Genomic DNA, 18,281 nt, shown 5'->3' with positions numbered 1-18,281 from the left:
ACTTAACGTCCGCGAACCGCTTGTTCCAGCTCAGCGAAGCTAGGACGGTGCGCCGGGTACAGAACCTTGCGGCCGAACTCTACCGCCAGCGATGGCGGCATACCGGAAGCCGAAGCGACCAGCGAGGCCTTGATGGCTTCGTAGACGTTCAGTTCTTCCTTGGCATCGTGGGCCAGGGAATGGGCCAGCGGACCGAAGAAACCGTACGCCGCGAGAATACCGAAGAAGGTACCGACGAGTGCCGCACCGACGTGCAGGCCGATGGATTTCTGATCGCCTTCACCCAGGGAAGCCATGGTCACCACGATACCGAGTACCGCCGCGACGATACCGAAACCAGGCATGGCGTCGGCAATACCGTTCACCGCGTGGGATGGATGCTCGAGGTCTTCCTTGAGGCTGTAAAGCTCCATGTCAAACAGGCCTTCAAGCTCATGGGGAGCCATGTTGCCGGAGGACATGATGCGCAGGTAATCACAGATGAACGCGGTCATGCGTTCGTCCTTGAGCACGGCCGGGTACTTGGCGAAAATCGGGCTCGCGGCGGCATCTTCGATATCGCCTTCGATCGCCATCATGCCTTCGCGGCGGCTCTTGTTGAGGATCTCGTAGATCAGGCCGAGCACTTCCAGATAGAACGTGTGGTTAAAACGCGAACTGAACATGCCCAAGGATTTCTTGAGCACGTGCATGGTCATGTATCCGGGGTTGGCCTGCAGAAATGCACCGAGTGCCGCACCACCAATAATCATCACCTCGAAGGGCTGAATCAGGGCGGCAATTTTGCCGTGGGAGAGCACGTATCCGCCGAGCACGCTCGCGAATACGACGATGATGCCGATTAATTTAGCCATAGGTAGGAGAGCACTTACTGAGTCGGGTTCAAGGTCATATTCGGAAGTTAAAAAATCTCTTCTTCTACTTATCGGCAAAACTGCGCCAGACTATAGCCAGTTCAGGCGAAAAGCCAATTTGGCCCGCTCCGGGCATAGGTAATGCAGACGATGATCGCGTCCAACCATGGCTAACGAAACGAACGTTCCATCTCCAAAACCAACCACTCTCGAAGGCTGGGTCAAGCTTCTCGATGGCGTGCGCCTGCCGGTTCCGCAAGCCAGTCATGACCGTGTCTGCAAGGCCATCGCCAACAGCCGCAGCTCCCTGCGCGATATCGCCGAACTGATACAGGACAGCCCCGCGCTGGCCCTGAGCGTGATTCGCGAAGCCAATCGCCACACCCATGGCAGCATGACCGAGCCTGCGGAAAACCTTGAGGTGGCGATCAATCGCCTCGGTTTGAAGCGCACCGAAGAACTGCTCGCCCGGTTGCCTGCCCAGCCGCAATCGGAGATCCCGATCGCCCTGCGTCAGCTGCAACTGATCAGCCAGCACGCGACCCAACAGGCCAACGGTTTTTTCGCCAGTCGCCTGGCGCGGCTGTGGCAGGACATCCACTGGGGCAGCCTGCTGTTTCTCTCGCCGCTCTGGCCGATGGCGTTGACCCATCCGCAGCTGCTCGAAGAATGGGAGCTGCGGGTCATCCACAAAGGCGAGTCGGCGCGCAAAGTCGAAAAGCAATTGTTCGGCGCTCGCCTGCTGGATATCTGCCTGGCGCTCGTGGACATCTGGCGCCTGCCGATCTGGGTGCAACAGGGTTATCGGCTGCTGCTCAACGAGCAACGTGAGCTGGTGAAAGTCCTGCGCATCGCTCGCGACAGCGATCATCCATTGCGCCAGCAGAACCGCCTCGATGACGATCCGACCCTGCGCCGCTGGCTCAATCAGCCGGCCAACACGGTGCTACTGGCCAACGGTCTGGCGCTGTCGGCACAACAGGCCTGGGACAGCCCGCACAGTGAGCGTTGGCAGTACCTGACCAGCCTTTACCTGCAAATGCCGATGGACGAAGTGCAGCAGCAGTTGCACCAACAGGCCGCCAACAGTGCCCGCCATCATGCGATGCCAGACCTTTGGCACCCGGCCGTGTCACTTATCTGGCCGTGGGGCATGAACCGCGTTCACGCCGGATTGCTGCCGGCCGCGGCACCGACGGCCGAAGACCTGGCGAAATGGCGCAGACAGTGTGCCGAGTTGCTGGTCGAGCCGAGTCGCTTCACCAATGCCATGCACTTGACCACGTCTGCCCGGGACGCTTTGGTTGCGTGCGGCATGCGTCGGGTGATGATCCTTATGGCCGACCGCACCCATGACAATCTGCGAGTGCACCAGACGGCCGGGCTGCCAAAAGAAGTGGCCGGCCTGAACTTCGCCGTCAGCCAGAGCACCGTGCTGCAACGCCTGCTCTCGCAGCAAGCCCAGGTACGCCTGACGCCGGCCAACAACGCGCAATTTTCGGCCCTGTTACCGGCCAGCCTGCGCTCACAGTTCGGCGGCGAACACTTGCTGCTGCGCTCACTGGTCAATAATGGTCGGGTGATCATGATTGTGGTGGCGGATCAGGGCGGCGGGCCGTTCTCGGAAATCACCGTGCAAGCCTTCGGCAAAACCGGACAGTGCATCGAAAAGGCACTGCACAGCTTTAGTCACCGCGGCCAATGACGCTGCTATACAATCCTCCCCTTTGTGTTCTGGAGACCTCACATGTCTGACTTCTCTGGCTTGCCGCTGGTCATAGAGCCGAGCGACTTGCTCGCCCGTCTCGACGCCCGCGAACTGATTCTGGTGGACCTGACCAGCAGCGCCCGCTATGCCGAAGGGCATATCCCTGGTGCGCGTTTTGTCGATCCGAAACGCACGCAACTCGGTCAGGCGCCTGCGCCGGGACTGATGCCGCCGCAAGCGGCACTCGAAGCGTTGTTCGGTGAGCTGGGACACAACAAGGACGCGGTCTACGTGGTCTATGACGACGAAGGCGGCGGTTGGGCCGGACGCTTTATCTGGCTGCTGGATGTCATCGGCCACAGCAAGTACCACTATGTCGACGGCGGCCTGAAGGCCTGGCTGGCAGAAGGTTTGCCCATGTCGATCCAGATCCCGGCTCCGGTCGGCGGCCCGGTTGCGTTGACCTTGCACGACGAACCCACTGCCACTCGCGAGTACCTGCAAAGCCGTCTCGGTGCCGCCGACCTGGCGATCTGGGACGCACGCGGACCTCTGGAGTACTCCGGCGAGAAAGTCCTAGCGGCCAAGGCCGGGCACATTCCCGGCGCGGTCAATTTCGAATGGACCGCGGGCATGGATCAGACGCGCAACCTGCGCATCCGCACCGACATGCCGCAGATCCTGGAGAAACTCGGGATCAGCAAAGACAAAGAAGTGATTACCCACTGCCAGACTCACCATCGTTCTGGCTTCACCTATCTGGTGGCCAAATCCCTCGGTTATCCGAGGGTCAAAGGCTACGCCGGTTCCTGGGGCGAATGGGGCAACCACCCCGATACGCCCGTAGAGATTTAAGGTTTTTAAGGACAGTTAATGAATAAGCGTTTGTTTATCCTCAGCCAATACCTGCTGCCCCATCACCTGCTGTCGCGACTGGCCGGCTGCATTGCCGAATGCCGCGTGCGCTGGTTCAAAAACGCGTTTACCGCCTGGTTCGCCAAGCGTTATCAAGTGGACATGTCGCAGGCGCTGGTCGAAGACCTGACGGCCTACGAGCACTTCAATGCGTTCTTCACTCGCGCCTTGAAGGACGGCGCTCGCCCGCTGGACGAGACGCCTGGCGCGATTCTCAGCCCGGCCGACGGCGCGGTCAGCCAACTGGGCCCGATCGAACACGGTCGCGTGTTCCAGGCCAAGGGCCACAGCTTCAGCGTGCTGGAATTGCTGGGCGGCGACGCTGCCAACGCAGCGCCGTTCATGGGCGGTGATTTCGCGACGATTTATCTGTCGCCGAAGGACTACCACCGCGTGCACATGCCGCTGGCCGGCACCCTGCGCGAGATGGTCTACATCCCGGGCCGGATCTTCTCGGTCAACCAGACCACCGCTGAAAACGTTCCGGAACTGTTCGCCCGCAACGAGCGTGTGGCGTGCATTTTCGACACCGAGCGCGGGCCAATGGCCGTGGTGCTGGTGGGTGCAATGATCGTTGCGTCGATCGAAACCGTTTGGGCCGGGTTGGTCACGCCACCAAAACGCGAGCTGAAAACCTTCCGCTACGACGAAGCTGCCCGTGCGCCGATCCATTTGGAGAAAGGTGCAGAACTGGGTCGATTCAAACTGGGTTCGACCGCTGTCGTGCTGTTCGGGCCTGATCAAGTGAAGTGGGCTGAAGAACTGGCGGCCGGTTCGCCGGTGCAGATGGGCCAGGGCATGGGCCTGGCAAAAGACTGATCCCTGATCCGACCCCGCGAACGTCTTCGCGGGGTCGGACATTTCGGTGGTGCCGTTACTCTATCTGTCCACGGAAGCCGATCGGCCCTTCGTTGGCGTAGGTATTGGTGCCACTGAGGTTTTTCCCTCCATCGCTGGAGGTCACGCTCAACGCCACAACGTTCTGATTATCCCGGCCTCCGATGACCCATTTGCCACCCGGATGCCACGGGGCATCGTTGCCGCCCCACTGATTTTCAACGTTGTACTGGTTCTGGCCCGTGCGCTGAGCCTTGAAGCCAATGGGACCTTCACCCGCATACGTCATGGTGCCGGTGAAACTCTTCCCGCCATCGCCCGATTTGATCTCGATCGCGACAACGTTCTGGTTGTCCCGCGCGCCTAGCGTCCAGTCTCCGCCCGGATGCCAGGGTGCCGAACTACCGCCCCATTGATTTGCTACTACGTATCTAGACATAAACTTCATCTCCTTGAAGTTACAAAGAGACCTGCCCTGCGTAGGCAGCAGGCCGTACGACTGTGCGTATCCAGTCGCACGAGTGTCAGATTAGTAGTACGCCCGGAGGGCACTCGACTGACAGACAAACGGTATAAATCCATAGCTGCTACAGTCAGGTCATTCACTGCCCATTTACCGGTTGGAGTTTTTCCACGGCATGAATGAGACCAGCCCCCACCTCCTGCTACGCGCCCCGATCCCGACGCAGTTGCGCCTGTCGTTCTGTGAGGCCACCCCGCGTGATCTCAAGCGCTGGATCGCCAATCTACCCAAAGCCAACATCGGCGAAACCGCTCGCCAGCTGTATCAAGGCCTGAGCGAACTCAACCAGCTGCTCACGCCCAGCGACAATCGCCTGCAATTGCTCGAACTGCTGCGGCCCGAGGTGTATTTCGTCTGCAAACACCTTGAGCAGCATTTCCTGCATCAGTCGATTGTCCTCGACGAGCGTTCCCGCAAGATCGCCAACCTCTGTCAGGCGCTGCAAAGTCACTTGGCCATTGGTTATAAACAGATCGTCGTGCGCATCACTCCGACGTACAGCAAGGACCGTGCGCCGCTGCTGACCCAGGCGCTGCAACGGGCGATCCATTGCCTGAACGGGCCGCTGATTCGCGCGACCAAACTCTATTGCCCCGTGCCGGAGGGCCTGTGGCTGGAGCTGCATGAGCTATACCGGATCGCCTGTGCGCACCGGCTCCAGCACACGAGCCTGCGCGATGAACTGGCCAGCCAGACGCAAAACCTGAGCATCGAACAGACTTACGTGGTCGCCTTGCTGCTGGGCGCCTCACGCTGCAACCAACTGCGCCAGCACCAGATTGCCCGGGTTGCCGAGGTGCTGGAGCCCTGGAGCCAATGGATCAAGCTGCAACCCGGCAAACCGGCCACCGGGCTGTTTGCCGTCGCGCCAGACCTCGACACCGGACCGCGTTACCGCACCAAGTTCCGGGCCGAGCAGCAAGAGAGCTTATTGGGGATTGATCCGCAGCCGTTGGTCGCGGCGATTGAAGCTCACTTGCAAAAAAACGACAATTCATCACCGCTGCCCGTGCCAGCAGAGTTAAGCCTGGATACGTTGCAACACCTTCATGCCGCCTGGGGCCAGACTGCCGAGCGCAGTTTCCAGCGCACCGTCGGCCAAGGCACGTTGACCCTGTGCATAGGCATGAGCGCGCTGCACTTTTATCTGGGAGGGCAACGCTCATTCAGCGACATCCTGAAAAGCCCCGGCACCCGGCCTGCACAGTTTTCGGTAACGTCAGTGGCCGGCCGGGAAAAGGACCAATGGCACCAGGCCTTCGACGCCGCCCCACAAGGCAATGCAGACGCTCTATTGCCCTACGAAGAGATCGAATACCCGCAGCTTCAGAATGACGACAGCCACGAGGCATCCGACCGCAATCAGCACTTCCCGACCCATATCCTGTCAGTGGTCAATCACAGCCCCGGCGGTTACTGCCTGGCCTGGCCCGTCGCTGTGCCGGCCGAGTTGCAGGCGGGTGAGATGGTCGGTATCGAGGATTCTGCCGGTCAGGGTTGGAGCATCGCGGTGGTGCGCTGGATCCGCCAGGTGCGCGGCGGCGGCACGCAGATGGGCGTCGAGCAGGTTGCGCCCTGCGCCGAGCCTTGCGGCCTGCAACTGGTGCGCACCCGTGATGACCACAGCCAATACCTTCGCGGTCTGTTGCTGCCGCAAATCAGCGCCATCGACGTGCCGGCCACCCTGCTCGCGCCGCGCCTACCCTTTCAGGAGGGCAACAAGGTCATGATCAATACCCACGGCGAGGAACGCCGGGTCGGGCTGGAGCGGCGGGTGGCGAGCACCAACAGTTTCAATCAGTTCGCCTACCGCCCACTGGAGACAGCCAGAAATGACAACGCCGCGGAAAGCGGCGCTGAGGAGGATTTTGATTCGTTGTGGAAGTCGCTTTGAGGGTGAATCTGTAAGACCGCGGCGCGGCCTTCGCGAGCAGGCTCGCTCCCACAATTGATCTATCTCCATCACACGATCAATGTGGGAGCGAGCTTGCTCGCGATGAGGCCAGATCAGGCAGCAAATACCTCAAAGCTGCCCGTCGCGATCCCGGAAGCCCAGCAGATACAGCACACCATCCAGCCCCAAGGTGGAAATCGCCTGCTTCGCCGACTGTTTGACCAGCGGCTTGGCACGGAACGCCACGCCCAACCCGGCAATCGCCAGCATTGGCAAATCGTTGGCGCCGTCGCCGACCGCAATGGTCTGCTCCAGACGCAAACCTTCCTTGTGCGCCAGTTCCTTCAGCAGATCCGCCTTGCGCTGCGCATCAACAATCGGCTCGACCGCCACGCCGGTAACCTTGCCGTCGACCACTTCCAGTTCGTTGGCGAACACATAGTCGATACCCAACTTGGCCTGCAATTGCTTGGCGAAGTAGGTAAAGCCGCCCGACAGGATGGCGGTCTTGTAGCCCAGACGCTTGAGTTCGGCGAACAGGGTTTCGGCACCTTCGGTCAGGCGCAGGGAGGCGCCGATGGAATCCAGCACGCTGACGTCCAGCCCTTTCAACAAGGCCAGGCGTTCCTTGAAGCTGGCGCGGAAGTCCAATTCGCCGGCCATCGCCCGCTCGGTGATCGCAGACACCTGATCGCCCACGCCGGCAGCCTTGGCCAGTTCGTCGATCACTTCGGCTTCGATCAGTGTCGAGTCCATGTCGAACACCGCCAGACGGCGGTTACGACGGAACAGTGAATCTTCCTGGAAGGCGATGTCGACATTCAGCTCTTGCGCGACGCTGAGGAATTCGGCCCGCAGCGCTTGCGGATCAGCCGCTTCACCACGAACGGAAAACTCGATGCAGCCCTTGCCCTGATCGGCCGGGGTGTCCAGCGGCATACGCCCGGACAGACGATCGATGTGGTCGATGTTCAGGCCATATTTGGCGGTGATCGAACTCACGGCCTGCAATTGCCCGGCAGTCACTTTGCGGGTCAGCAGGGTCACGATGTGGCGTTTCTTGCCCTGATTGCCGACCCACTGCTGGTAATCCTCTTCGGACACCGGCGTGAAACGCACCTGCTGATCGAGTTTGTAAGCCGTGAACAGGATGTCCTTGAGCACCGACTTGCCTTGCTCGGTGTCAGGAATTTCAACCAGGATGCCAAACGACAAAGTGTCGTGGATCACCGCCTGACCAATGTCGAGAATGTTCACACCACCCTGGGCCAGAACGCCGGTAATGGCCGCAGTCAGACCCGGACGGTCGACTCCCGTGATGTTTATCAGGACGATTTCGCGCAAGGCGCACCCCCGCAGGTGGAAAAAAACCGCATTCTACCCACATTCAGTGACCATCGGGCACCGTGAGCGCTTTGACGGTCTAGGGCCTGTCGCTATACTGCGCGTCAACTTCACGGACAAAAGAGCCGAGCTCAAGTGAACCGGCCCACGCCAGTAAAAACCGATAACTTCTTTCTGCTGATCTTCCGTGCACTGCGCCACCGCCGTGTACCGATTGCATTGCGCATTGCCAGCCATAACGTGATCCTGGTCGCTCTGGCCCTGGTGATCTATGCCTGTGTGATGGGTTTGCAGTTCAAGCAGGCCATGCACGAGCAGGCAGATGCCCTGGGCGAAAGCCTGACCACGCAGACTGCCACGTCCGCCACGGAGCTGTTGGTGTCCAACGACATCCTCAGCCTCAACGTGCTGCTCAACAACCTGACCAAAAACAAGCTGGTGGCTCACGCTGCCATCTACAGCGTGGATAACCGCATCCTCGCCGAAGCCGGTCAGCGCCCCAAGCATAGCCTGCTGGGCGAAGCCGAAGGCATGTACCAGAGCAAGATCACGTTCCAGGATGTGACCGCCGGGCAACTGCGCATCAGCCTGGACATGGATCAGTTCCAGCAGCCGATGACCATCAGCCTGCAAAGCATGGGCATTTTGAGCGCGATTCTGCTGGCGCTGTCCCTGGCCTTGAGCCTGCGCCTGGGTCGGCACATCTCCACGCCGCTGCTGCAATTGCGGGTGTGGCTGCGCCATATCGACGAATACACCCCGGCCACCGAGCGTCAGGATGAGATCGGCGACCTGGCTCGCCAGCTGCACGCCGACTTCGCGCCAGAGCCCGCCGAGCCGGAACCCGCTCCCGAGCCTGAGTACGACGAAAGCGACTACGAAGACGCGGACGATAACGAGCCAACCTTCGAAGTGCGCAACTTGCGTGACCCGAGTTTCGATGAAACCAAGCCTGTGGCCGGACTCAAACCCGCGCCACGGCGCATTGTCAGCACCGTTGAAGACGATGATGACGACGATGCATTTGCCGACCTGCGTGATGAATCAGCGTCGACCGCGCCGAAACCGGTAGCAAAACCGCAACCATCGAACGTGCCGCAGCACAGCGCGGTGCTGGCCGTGCAACTGGGCGCTCAGGATCAACTGCGTCGTCTGCCCCGTACACGTCTGGAAGAACTGCTCAAACGCTATCGCGACTGCCTCGATCAGGCCGCCTCGCTCTACCAGAGCGAGCTGCACACCCTGAACGATGGCAGCACGCTGATGCTGTTCCACACCGAAGACAGCGGCGACGACTACCTGACCAACGCCATCTGCTGCGGTGAATTGTTGCGAGCCTTGGGCCATCAGTTGCAGATCGAAGTCGCTGACAGTGGCATCACCCTGCAATTGCAACTGGGCCTGACCTTGGGTGACGAGCTGTTCGGCCTGAGCCAGATTGATCTGCTGCTGACCGAAACCGCTCAGGATGCACTGGCCCTGTCGCAACACAGCCGCAACCTGCTGCTGGTGGAGCGCAAAATCGGTGACGACGCGCTGATCCGCCAGCGCGCACGAATCCGACCGATCGCCAGCCCTGAGGGTGCGTGCTGTGTGGAGCGGTTGATGGAACCTTATCCGTCGATGCTCGAGCGGCAACTGGCGCGGATGCATGAGCGTCGGGCGTAAATCTTAGCCCCGCAATAACGAAGCCCGCAGGTGATCACTCGCCTGCGGGCTTTTTGTTGCCTGTTCGGTCCTCATCGCGAGCAAGCTCGCTCCCACAGGGGATTTGTGAACGACGCACATCCAATGTGGGAGCGAGCTTGCTCGCGATGAGGCCTTCAGCAGCACCGAAGATCTCCAACCTGCAGAAACAACAAAGCCCGCACATGGCGGGCTTTGTTCTTGGATCAATCCAGGCTTAGAACCTGAACACTTCCATATCGGTCCGGATCGGCGAAGCCATCGGGATCTTCGGCTGCTTTTCCGCTTCCGCCGCAGGTGCCGCCGGCTTGGCAGCCGGTTTTTTTGGCGCTTCGGCAATCGGTGGCTGATTAGCCAGCGGCTTGAGCGCCGTCGACAGTTGCTCGGCCAGACGCTGCAGCAACACACCCTGAGCCTGAACCTGAGCCGCCGTCCCGCCCGCATGTTGCTCTTGCAGGTGAATGATGCGGTTATCACGAACCTGGCCACGACGGTCGATCAGACGCCATTGCGCATCAAGGATCGCCGGTTGCGCCTCACCCGAGTCCAGGCGAGTAATCGTCAGCAGAACCTGCACATCCGGCGTGAAGCCCACTGTCGCTGGCGCCAGCACCACGCGCTGGCTGTCCAGATGACCGGCGACCTGACGCAGCAGCAGCTGATCGATATCCGACGAAAGGCTACCCGCCCAACGACCATCCACCGAAGCTTGCAGGCTGCCATCCGCCTGTCGCTGCAACAACGTTTCGCGTTGCAGGTAATCGGCGACCGTTACCGGACCCAGCAATACAGCCATGCCCGCGCTTTGCGCAGGCTGAGCCGGACTTCCGCTGTCCAGCTGATACAGCGACACCGGTTGGTGAGTGCTGCAACCCGCCAGGCCAAGAACGCCAGCGAGCATCAAAATAAAAGGAAGGCGCAGAGCAGTCATCGTCCCATCCAGGTGGTTGCCACAAGGCTAACCACAGTGAAAATACTCAATAAATGTGAAGAACGCTCGGCCACGCCGGCGCTTGAAAGGCCATATCATCCGTGAATATGCGTTCCGACTCCAGCGCCAAAGCGTCGATCTACGCGTTAAATCGTAGATCGAGCGCTCTAGGACGCCTAATTGAGGTTTTCGACGAGCAGCGCATCTACCCTCTGAAAGCCACGTGGCAATTTGTTACCACGACGTCCACGCTCACCTTTGTAGTGTTCGAGGTCGTCTGCTTTTAGTGACAAGGTACGTTTTCCGGCCTGCAGCACCAATGTGGCGCCATCCGGCAGAACGGCGATGTCCGTGACATATTCTTCGCGACTGGCGACACGCTCACCGGAGATCCCGATGATCTTGTTGCCTTTGCCTTTACCTAATTGTGGCAGATCGCTGATCTTGAAGATCAGCAGGCGACCTTCGGTGGTCACCGAGGCCAGCCAGTTTTGCTCACGATCAGCCACCGGACGCGGCAGAATCACCTTGGCGTTGTTCGGCAGGCTCAACAGCGCCTTGCCCGCCTTGTTCTTGGCTTGCAGGTCTTCACCTTTTACCACGAAACCGTAACCGGCGTCGGACGCGATCACGTACAGCGAATCGTCTTCCGGCATCAGCACGCATTCAAACGTCGCCCCTGGCGGCGGCGTCAGACGACCGGTCAGCGGTTCGCCCTGGCCACGGGCCGAGGGCAGCGTGTGCGCAGCCACCGAATAGCTGCGACCGGTGGAATCGATAAACACCGCAAACTGGTTGGAGCGTCCGGGCGCCAGGGCCTTGAAACCATCCCCGGCCTTGTAGGAAAGCCCGGTGGCGTCGATTTCGTGCCCTTTGGCGGAACGAACCCAGCCTTTTTCCGACAGGACGACAGTCACTTTCTCGTTCGGCAGCAGATCGTGCTCGGTCAGGGCCTTGGCTTCGGTGCGCTCGACGATTGGCGAACGACGGTCGTCGCCGTAGGTTTCGGCGTCCTTGATCAGTTCGGTGCGGACCAGTTTTTTCAGCTTGGCTTCGCTGCCCAGCAGGGCTTGCAGCTTGGCTTGTTCCTTGAGCAGTTCATCCTGCTCGGCACGCAGCTTCATTTCTTCCAGTCGCGCCAACTGACGCAAACGGGTGTCGAGGATGTAGTCGGCCTGGATTTCGCTCAGGGCGAAACGCTCGATCAACGCGGCTTTCGGGTGCTCCTCGGTGCGGATGATGTGAATCACTTCATCCAGGTTGAGGTAGGCAATCAACAAACCGTCCAACAGGTGCAGACGACGCTCGACCTTGTCGAGGCGGAATTGCAGGCGACGACGCACAGTCTGGACCCGGAATTCCAGCCACTCGACCAACAGCGCACGCAGGTTTTTCAGCTGCGGCTTGCCGTCCAGACCGATGATGTTGATATTGACCCGGTAGCTCGACTCCAGCTCGGTGCTGGCGAACAGGTGCTGCATCAGCGCGTCGTGGTCAAAGTTTTTGCGTGCGCCCGGAATAATCACGATCCGGCACGGGTTTTCGTGGTCGGACTCGTCTCGCAGGTCAGCGATTTGCGGGGCTTTCGACGGCTTGGCCTGCATCATGGCCGCGATCTGTTCCAGCACCTTGGCGCCGGAAACCTGATGTGGCAGCGCGGTAACGATGATGTCGCCGTCTTCGATGTGGTACACGGCGCGCATGCGCACCGAGCCCTTGCCGGTTTCGTAGATTTTCAGCAGGTCGGCACGCGGCGTGATGATTTCCGCTTCGGTCGGGTAATCCGGGCCCTGGATGTGTTCACAGAGCTGTTCGACCGTGGCTTTCGGCTCATCGAGCAAACGCACGCACGCCGTCGCGACTTCGCGCAGGTTGTGCGGCGGCACGTCGGTGGCCATGCCCACGGCGATGCCAGTGGTGCCGTTGAGCAGGATGTTCGGCAAACGTGCCGGCAACACCAGCGGCTCGTCGAGGGTGCCGTCGAAGTTCGGGCCCCAATCCGCAGTGCCCTGGCCCAGCTCGCTGAGCAGCACTTCGGAATAACGCGACAGCCGCGCCTCGGTGTAACGCATGGCGGCGAAGGACTTGGGATCATCCGGCGCACCCCAGTTACCCTGGCCGTCGACCAGCGTGTAGCGGTAACTGAACGGCTGGGCCATCAGGACCATGGCTTCGTAGCAGGCCGAGTCACCGTGCGGGTGGAACTTGCCGAGCACGTCACCGACGGTACGCGCCGATTTCTTGTGCTTGGAATCGGCGTCCAGCCCCAACTCGCTCATCGCATAGATAATGCGCCGCTGTACCGGTTTCAGGCCGTCGCCGATATGCGGCAAGGCACGGTCCATGATCACGTACATGGAGTAGTTGAGGTAGGCATTTTCGGTGAAGTCAGCCAGTGACCGGCGTTCTACACCGTCCAGGCTGAGATCAAGGGAGTCGCTCATGCGGGCCTCATCGGTTCGTTGTCTGGCGCAGCAGCATGGTGCCACCGCGCTGGGTAAATTCAAGTTTGTTCAGCGCGCTCATTCCGAGCAGCACTTGTTTGCCATCCAGGCCTGGCACGACGAGGGCGCGCACATCACGCAACACAATGTCGCCCAGTTGCAGCCGGTCGATGCGGGTTCGGTAACCCTGGGTGCGACCGTTGGCCGTGCTCAGGGTCACCCCAAAGCCTTTTTCCAGTTTTAGCTGTTCGGCCATTTCCGCCGGGATCGACACGTCGGTCGCCCCGGTATCGAGCATGAAATCCACCGGCTGGCCGTTGATCTGGCCGCTGGCGACGAAGTGACCCTGTGTGTTGCTGGCCAGTTTCACTTCGATAAAACCTTCGCCCTGCTCCGTGTTAACCACGACGTTGGGATTCTGCTGACGCGCTTCCCACTGGCCGAAAAACCGCGTCGCCAGAAACAGCGCCGCGCACCACGCCAGCACCATCAACACTCGACCGGCGCGTTTGCCTGGCGGCTGCTGACTCATGGCTTGGCACTCCAGCCACCTTCAGGTGCTGCAAAGCGCCAGACGATCGGACGTTCCTCGCCATCGGCGCGGGCATCGTTGTTGTTGTCGGTACCAATCCACGCGCCCTCGGCGTCAATAATCAACGCTTCGGTCAGGCCGTAAGGACTCGAATAGCGGCGATGCGCCTGCAAGGCTTCATCGGCAAACGACCAGCAGCGCTCGACCTTGGCCGTCACCGAATCACGGCGGCAGATCTGGTAAGCGTTGCGCTCAAGGGTAAACAGCTTGCCGTTGAACAGCGACAGGTCGGCAAAGTCTCGGGACACTGCTTTGGCTCGGGGAAACTGCGCCGGCTGCATTTCTTTCCCGGCTTCGCTCAGCAACACACAGCCACCATCGCAATCCCATACCGTTTGTTTGCGCTTGATCAGCAACAAGCCACGGCTTTGACGCTCGGCGGCGAGCCACAATTGATCACCCGCCGGATTGATCGCCAAGCCTTCAAACAACGCATTGAAGTGCAGCAGCATGCCGCTGGCCCGCGCTTCGCGAATCAGAATCGGCGAAATCTTCAGCCAGGACGATGGCCCAACGGGTGGCACTTGCAGAATCGCGGCGTGGGACTCGCTGACGATGTAGCGATTACCGGCGCTGTCGCAGGTGATGCCTTCAAAATCCAGATCCCCGCCACGGACAAACGACGCCACCCAGGTTCGCGCACGCAAGCCCCAGGGCAATCCGCTGTCTGGCACCGGTGGTACGCCGATGCCCACGGTTTCGGCTTGCCATACCTTGTCGCGGGTATCGAGCCGGTAAATCTGATCGTCGTCGCGATCGGACACCGTCCACATATCCTTGCCGCACTGGGCCAGCCCCGACAGGTTACCGCCGCGCATGCCGTCAACGGGATGCTCGGACAACAGGCGCAGTTCCGGCACCGGTTCGGCAAACACCGAAATCGAGGTCAGAAGTAACGCACACGCCAGGGCAAAGCCAACCCGCATCAGCCAAGAACCTCGGCCAGGTTGCCTTTGGATTCCAGCCAGGATTTGCGGTCACCGGCACGTTTCTTCGCCAGCAGCATGTCCATCATTTCCGAGGTCGCTTCGAAATCGTCCAGCGTCAGCTGCACCAGACGCCGAGTGTTCGGGTCCATGGTGGTTTCGCGCAGCTGCGGCGGGTTCATTTCACCCAGACCTTTGAATCGTGTGACCTGCGGCTTGCCGCGTTTCTTCTCGGCCACCAGACGATCGAGGATGCCATCGCGTTCGGCTTCGTCCAGGGCGTAGTAAATCTCTTTGCCCAGGTCGATACGGTACAGCGGCGGCATCGCGACGTAGACGTGACCGGCATCCACCAACGGACGGAAATGCTGGACGAACAACGCGCACAGCAAGGTGGCGATGTGCAGACCGTCGGAGTCGGCGTCGGCGAGGATGCAGATCTTGCCGTAACGCAGCTGAGCGATGTCCGCCGAGCCCGGATCGACACCGATGGCCACGGCGATGTTGTGCACTTCCTGGCTGGCCAGCACTTCGCTGCCGTCGACTTCCCAGGTGTTCAGAATCTTGCCGCGCAACGGCAGGATCGCTTGAAATTCTTTATCCCGCGCCTGCTTGGCCGAACCACCGGCGGAATCACCTTCCACCAGGAACAGCTCGGAACGCATCGGGTCCTGCCCGGCGCAGTCGGCGAGTTTGCCCGGCAGCGCCGGCCCCGCGGTGATGCGCTTGCGCTCGACCTTCTTGCTGGCCTTCAGACGACGGCCGGCATTGTTGATCGCCAGTTCCGCCAGCAACATGCCGGTTTCCGGGTTGGCGTTGAGCCACAGGCTGAAGGCATCCTTGACCACACCGGAAACGAACGCGGCCGCTTCACGGGACGACAGACGCTCTTTGGTCTGGCCGGAGAATTGCGGCTCTTGCATCTTCATCGACAGAACGAAGGCGATGCGCTCCCAGACGTCTTCCGGCGCCAGTTTCACGCCACGAGGCAGCAGGCTGCGGAATTCGCAGAATTCGCGCATCGCGTCTAGCAAGCCCTGACGCAGACCGTTGACGTGGGTACCGCCCTGCGCCGTGGGGATCAGGTTGACGTAGCTTTCCTGCACGCTGTCGCCACCTTCCGGCAACCACAGCAGCGCCCAATCGACCGCTTCTTTGTTACCGGCCAGGCTGCCGCAGAACGGCTCGTCCGGCAGACGCTCGAATCCATTGACCGCGTCCACCAGATAGGAGCGCAGGCCGTCTTCGTAATGCCATTCGACTTTCTCGCCGGTGGCCTTGTCTTCAAAACTGACCAGCAGCCCCGGGCACAGAACGGCCTTGGCCTTGAGTACGTGCTTGAGGCGGCTGATGGAGAATTTCGGCGAATCGAAGTATTTCGGGTCCGGCGCGAAGAACACGCTGGTACCGGTGTTGCGCTTGCCGACGGTACCAATGATTTCCAGCTCGGTTTTCTTGTAACCGTCGGCGAAGGTCATCTGGTATTCGTTGCCGTCACGCTTTACGCGCACCCGGACTTCGTTCGACAAGGCGTTGACCACGGAAATACCCACCCCGTGCAGACCGCCGGAGAACTGGTAGTTCTTATTGGAAAACTTGCCGCCCGCATGGAGCTTGGTGAGGATCAGCTCGACGCCCGACACGCCTTCTTCGGCGTGGATATCCACCGGCATGCCGCGGCCGTCATCGCTGACTTCCAGGGAGTGATCGGCGTGCAGGATGACCTGCACCGAGGTCGCATGCCCGGCCAAAGCTTCGTCGACGCTGTTGTCGATGACTTCCTGGGCGAGGTGGTTCGGCCGACTGGTGTCGGTGTACATGCCGGGGCGTTTGCGCACCGGGTCGAGGCCCGAGAGGACTTCGATGGCGTCTGCGTTATAAGAGCTAGCGCTGGGAGTGGCCATGGGGTCTCGTCGTCAAATGTTCTGTGAAATAGAGGCGACGACTCACAGTGCAGTGAAATCGATCGCCTGATACAAATCTGCGCCGATGCCGGCAAAACTCAGCATTGCCGGCAATTGCTCGGCAAAACCCTGGAAACTATGGTCGCCGCCGGCCTGGATGCGCAAGGCACAGGCCCGGTAATACTGCTGGGCGAGGCGATAGTCCAGCGTTTCGTCGCCGGTCTGCAACCACACCTGATACCGCTGCGGATCCTGGGGCGCCGGCACTTCCAGCTCGGCCAGGGCCATCACGTGGTCGTGGGTCAATTCCCAGGCCTCATCGGTATACAGGTTTTTCTGCGTCCCCAGATACCCGTCGAACATCCGGTGCGGACTGACGGCAGGGTTGATCAACAGGGCCTTGAGGCCATGGCGCTCGGCCAAGTGAGTCGCATAGTAGCCGCCGAGTGAGCTGCCGACCAGCAGTGGCCGCCCAAGCTCCTCAATCGCCTTGTTTAGCTGACCGATGGCCTCACGCGGATGGTGATGCAAGGCCGGAACGCGCAGTTGATCGCTCAAGCCCAGACGTTCCATTACTTGTACCAACTGCGTGGCCTTTTTAGACGAAGGCGCGCTGTTGAAACCGTGGATATAAAGGATCGAACCAGACATTTGAGCTCCCTGTGCGTCGGGTAAAGAGGCGCAGTTTACAGGGTGTCGGGGGAATCCGCAGGATTCAGGTTGCCTGAGCCGCCGCCATCGCGAGCAAGCTCGCTCCCACAGGGGTATGCATTCCAATGTGGGAGCGAGCTTGCTCGCGATGGCCGCACCTCGGTCTTTGGAAATGCCAAAAAATCAGTAACCGTTGGAGCCGTAATCGACCTGAAAGTCGAACCCGGTAACGCGTTCCACGCCGGTTTCCAGCTGGCCATCAGGCAAAAGCCGCAACCACCGATACCCCGGCGCCTGGTCACTGACCTTGAAATCATCACTGCCCGGTTCGAACTGAATACACGTCGAAGGCGAGGCAATCAGCCGCACGCCATTGCGATCCTGGTCGATCTCTTGATGCACATGCCCCCATAAAACAGCGCGCACCTGCGGAAACCGATCCAGCACGGCAAACAAAGCGTCTGGATTGCGCAATCCAATCGGCTCCATCCACGCACACCCGATCGACACCGGATGATGGTGAAAACACACCAGATGATGGCGCTCCGGCGCCTCACTCAACGAGCGGGCCAGCAACTGTAGCTGCTCATCCTGCAAATACCCCGGCACTGAACCCGGCACAGCCGAATCGAGCAACGTGACGCGCCAGTTGCCGACATCCACCACCGGCTCAAGCAACGCACTCTGCACGGTGGCTTCGGCCATGATCTGCGGCTCATCATGATTACCGGGAATCCAGCGCGCCGGCGCATCGAGCTGCCGCGTCAGGTCGCGAAACTGCTGATAGGACTCCAGCGTCCCGTCCTGAGAAAGATCACCACTGGCAATAATCAGGTCGATCTGCGGCTGCTGAAGCCGCACCAGCTCGATGACTTTTTGCAAGCTGTCCCGGGTATTCATGCCCAACAACGTCCCGTCCGTCTCGGCAAACAGATGACTGTCGGACAGTTGCACCAGCAACGCCGAATCGGCGGTGGTCAATGTGGATACGCTCGGCAAGGCGTTCTCCCAGGGCTGAATCACGGGATGGATGAGTGCCGCAATTATGCTGGGGGATGATCAAAAGGGGAAA

15 protein-coding genes are annotated in these 18,281 nt (G+C 60.4%); 5 read left to right on the top strand and 10 right to left on the bottom strand.

Annotated features, from left to right (window positions below; all coding sequences use genetic code 11):
* Positions 1 to 2 precede the first annotated feature (2 nt).
* Positions 3 to 854, bottom strand: coding sequence for a flagellar motor stator protein MotA (motA, locus tag AC3IUE_RS02595; protein ID WP_123369056.1), 852 nt, complete (start codon positions 852 to 854; stop codon positions 3 to 5).
* Between the two features lie 166 nt (positions 855 to 1,020).
* On the opposite strand from motA, the gene AC3IUE_RS02590 reads away from it, so the two are divergent.
* From AC3IUE_RS02590 to asd, 3 genes are read left to right on the top strand one after another with little or no spacing between them, the layout of a single operon-like run.
* A complete protein-coding gene (locus tag AC3IUE_RS02590; RefSeq protein WP_489265373.1) occupies positions 1,021 to 2,559 on the top strand; it encodes an HDOD domain-containing protein in 1,539 nt (512 codons plus the stop codon).
* A 42-nt stretch (positions 2,560 to 2,601) separates the two neighbouring features.
* Positions 2,602 to 3,417, top strand: a complete 816-nt coding sequence (locus AC3IUE_RS02585; RefSeq protein WP_046045707.1) for a rhodanese-like domain-containing protein — start codon at positions 2,602 to 2,604, stop codon at positions 3,415 to 3,417.
* A gap of 18 nt (positions 3,418 to 3,435) precedes the next feature.
* Complete coding sequence (gene asd / locus AC3IUE_RS02580) at positions 3,436 to 4,296, top strand: archaetidylserine decarboxylase (protein ID WP_430956160.1); 861 nt, start codon at positions 3,436 to 3,438, stop codon at positions 4,294 to 4,296.
* Positions 4,297 to 4,351: 55 nt separating this feature from the next.
* Here the strand turns inward: asd and AC3IUE_RS02575 are convergent, their stop codons facing one another.
* Entirely contained in the window at positions 4,352 to 4,753 is a 402-nt protein-coding gene (locus AC3IUE_RS02575; protein ID WP_042932429.1) for a lectin OAA family protein, read from the bottom strand.
* 199 nt (positions 4,754 to 4,952) lie between these two features.
* On the opposite strand from AC3IUE_RS02575, the gene AC3IUE_RS02570 reads away from it, so the two are divergent.
* Positions 4,953 to 6,731, top strand: a complete 1,779-nt coding sequence (locus AC3IUE_RS02570; RefSeq protein ID WP_489265370.1) for a molecular chaperone — start codon at positions 4,953 to 4,955, stop codon at positions 6,729 to 6,731.
* Positions 6,732 to 6,860: 129 nt separating this feature from the next.
* On the opposite strand, the gene serB is transcribed toward AC3IUE_RS02570, so the two are convergent.
* A complete protein-coding gene (gene serB, locus AC3IUE_RS02565; RefSeq protein ID WP_008153333.1) occupies positions 6,861 to 8,075 on the bottom strand; it encodes a phosphoserine phosphatase SerB in 1,215 nt (404 codons plus the stop codon).
* A 135-nt stretch (positions 8,076 to 8,210) separates the two neighbouring features.
* Between serB and AC3IUE_RS02560 the strand changes: the two genes are divergently transcribed.
* A complete protein-coding gene (locus tag AC3IUE_RS02560) occupies positions 8,211 to 9,743 on the top strand; it encodes an AhpA/YtjB family protein (RefSeq protein ID WP_489265368.1) in 1,533 nt (510 codons plus the stop codon).
* Positions 9,744 to 9,978: 235 nt separating this feature from the next.
* On the opposite strand, the gene AC3IUE_RS02555 is transcribed toward AC3IUE_RS02560, so the two are convergent.
* From AC3IUE_RS02555 to cpdA, 7 genes are all read right to left on the bottom strand, one after another.
* Positions 9,979 to 10,692 (bottom strand): PqiC family protein, encoded by a 714-nt coding sequence (locus AC3IUE_RS02555; protein WP_489265366.1) that lies wholly within the window; start codon positions 10,690 to 10,692, stop codon positions 9,979 to 9,981.
* Positions 10,693 to 10,868: 176 nt separating this feature from the next.
* Positions 10,869 to 13,136 (bottom strand): DNA topoisomerase IV subunit A, encoded by a 2,268-nt coding sequence (gene parC / locus AC3IUE_RS02550; protein WP_056746404.1) that lies wholly within the window; start codon positions 13,134 to 13,136, stop codon positions 10,869 to 10,871.
* 7 nt (positions 13,137 to 13,143) lie between these two features.
* Entirely contained in the window at positions 13,144 to 13,668 is a 525-nt protein-coding gene (locus tag AC3IUE_RS02545) for a retropepsin-like aspartic protease family protein (protein WP_046045701.1), read from the bottom strand.
* Positions 13,665 to 14,654: an esterase-like activity of phytase family protein gene (locus tag AC3IUE_RS02540; RefSeq protein ID WP_489265363.1), complete on the bottom strand. Its 990-nt coding sequence runs from the start codon at positions 14,652 to 14,654 to the stop codon at positions 13,665 to 13,667. Before AC3IUE_RS02540 ends, AC3IUE_RS02545 begins: the two co-directional genes overlap by 4 nt.
* On the bottom strand, positions 14,654 to 16,558 hold the full coding sequence (gene parE, locus AC3IUE_RS02535; RefSeq protein WP_046045699.1) for a DNA topoisomerase IV subunit B: 1,905 nt from the start codon (positions 16,556 to 16,558) through the stop codon (positions 14,654 to 14,656). Before parE ends, AC3IUE_RS02540 begins: the two co-directional genes overlap by 1 nt.
* Positions 16,559 to 16,600: 42 nt before the next feature.
* Entirely contained in the window at positions 16,601 to 17,209 is a 609-nt protein-coding gene (locus AC3IUE_RS02530) for a YqiA/YcfP family alpha/beta fold hydrolase (RefSeq protein WP_462000587.1), read from the bottom strand.
* 183 nt (positions 17,210 to 17,392) lie between these two features.
* A complete protein-coding gene (gene cpdA / locus AC3IUE_RS02525) occupies positions 17,393 to 18,208 on the bottom strand; it encodes a 3',5'-cyclic-AMP phosphodiesterase (RefSeq protein WP_489265360.1) in 816 nt (271 codons plus the stop codon).
* Positions 18,209 to 18,281: the final 73 nt, after the last annotated feature.

The organism is Pseudomonas sp. GL_093 (assembly GCF_057837605.1).
Note: the sequence above shows the minus strand (reverse complement) of the source record. Positions and strands in the feature narration are given on the sequence as shown.

Coding starts and splice junctions, on each gene's coding strand:
- AC3IUE_RS02590 (WP_489265373.1), top strand. CDS start 1,021: ATGGCTAACGAAACGAACGTTCCATCTCCAAAACCAACCACTCTCGAA.
- AC3IUE_RS02530 (WP_462000587.1), bottom strand. CDS start 17,209: ATGTCTGGTTCGATCCTTTATATCCACGGTTTCAACAGCGCGCCTTCG.
- motA (WP_123369056.1), bottom strand. CDS start 854: ATGGCTAAATTAATCGGCATCATCGTCGTATTCGCGAGCGTGCTCGGC.
- parE (WP_046045699.1), bottom strand. CDS start 16,558: ATGGCCACTCCCAGCGCTAGCTCTTATAACGCAGACGCCATCGAAGTC.
- AC3IUE_RS02540 (WP_489265363.1), bottom strand. CDS start 14,654: ATGCGGGTTGGCTTTGCCCTGGCGTGTGCGTTACTTCTGACCTCGATT.
- AC3IUE_RS02585 (WP_046045707.1), top strand. CDS start 2,602: ATGTCTGACTTCTCTGGCTTGCCGCTGGTCATAGAGCCGAGCGACTTG.
- AC3IUE_RS02575 (WP_042932429.1), bottom strand. CDS start 4,753: ATGTCTAGATACGTAGTAGCAAATCAATGGGGCGGTAGTTCGGCACCC.
- AC3IUE_RS02570 (WP_489265370.1), top strand. CDS start 4,953: ATGAATGAGACCAGCCCCCACCTCCTGCTACGCGCCCCGATCCCGACG.
- AC3IUE_RS02555 (WP_489265366.1), bottom strand. CDS start 10,692: ATGACTGCTCTGCGCCTTCCTTTTATTTTGATGCTCGCTGGCGTTCTT.
- parC (WP_056746404.1), bottom strand. CDS start 13,136: ATGAGCGACTCCCTTGATCTCAGCCTGGACGGTGTAGAACGCCGGTCA.
- AC3IUE_RS02545 (WP_046045701.1), bottom strand. CDS start 13,668: ATGAGTCAGCAGCCGCCAGGCAAACGCGCCGGTCGAGTGTTGATGGTG.
- asd (WP_430956160.1), top strand. CDS start 3,436: ATGAATAAGCGTTTGTTTATCCTCAGCCAATACCTGCTGCCCCATCAC.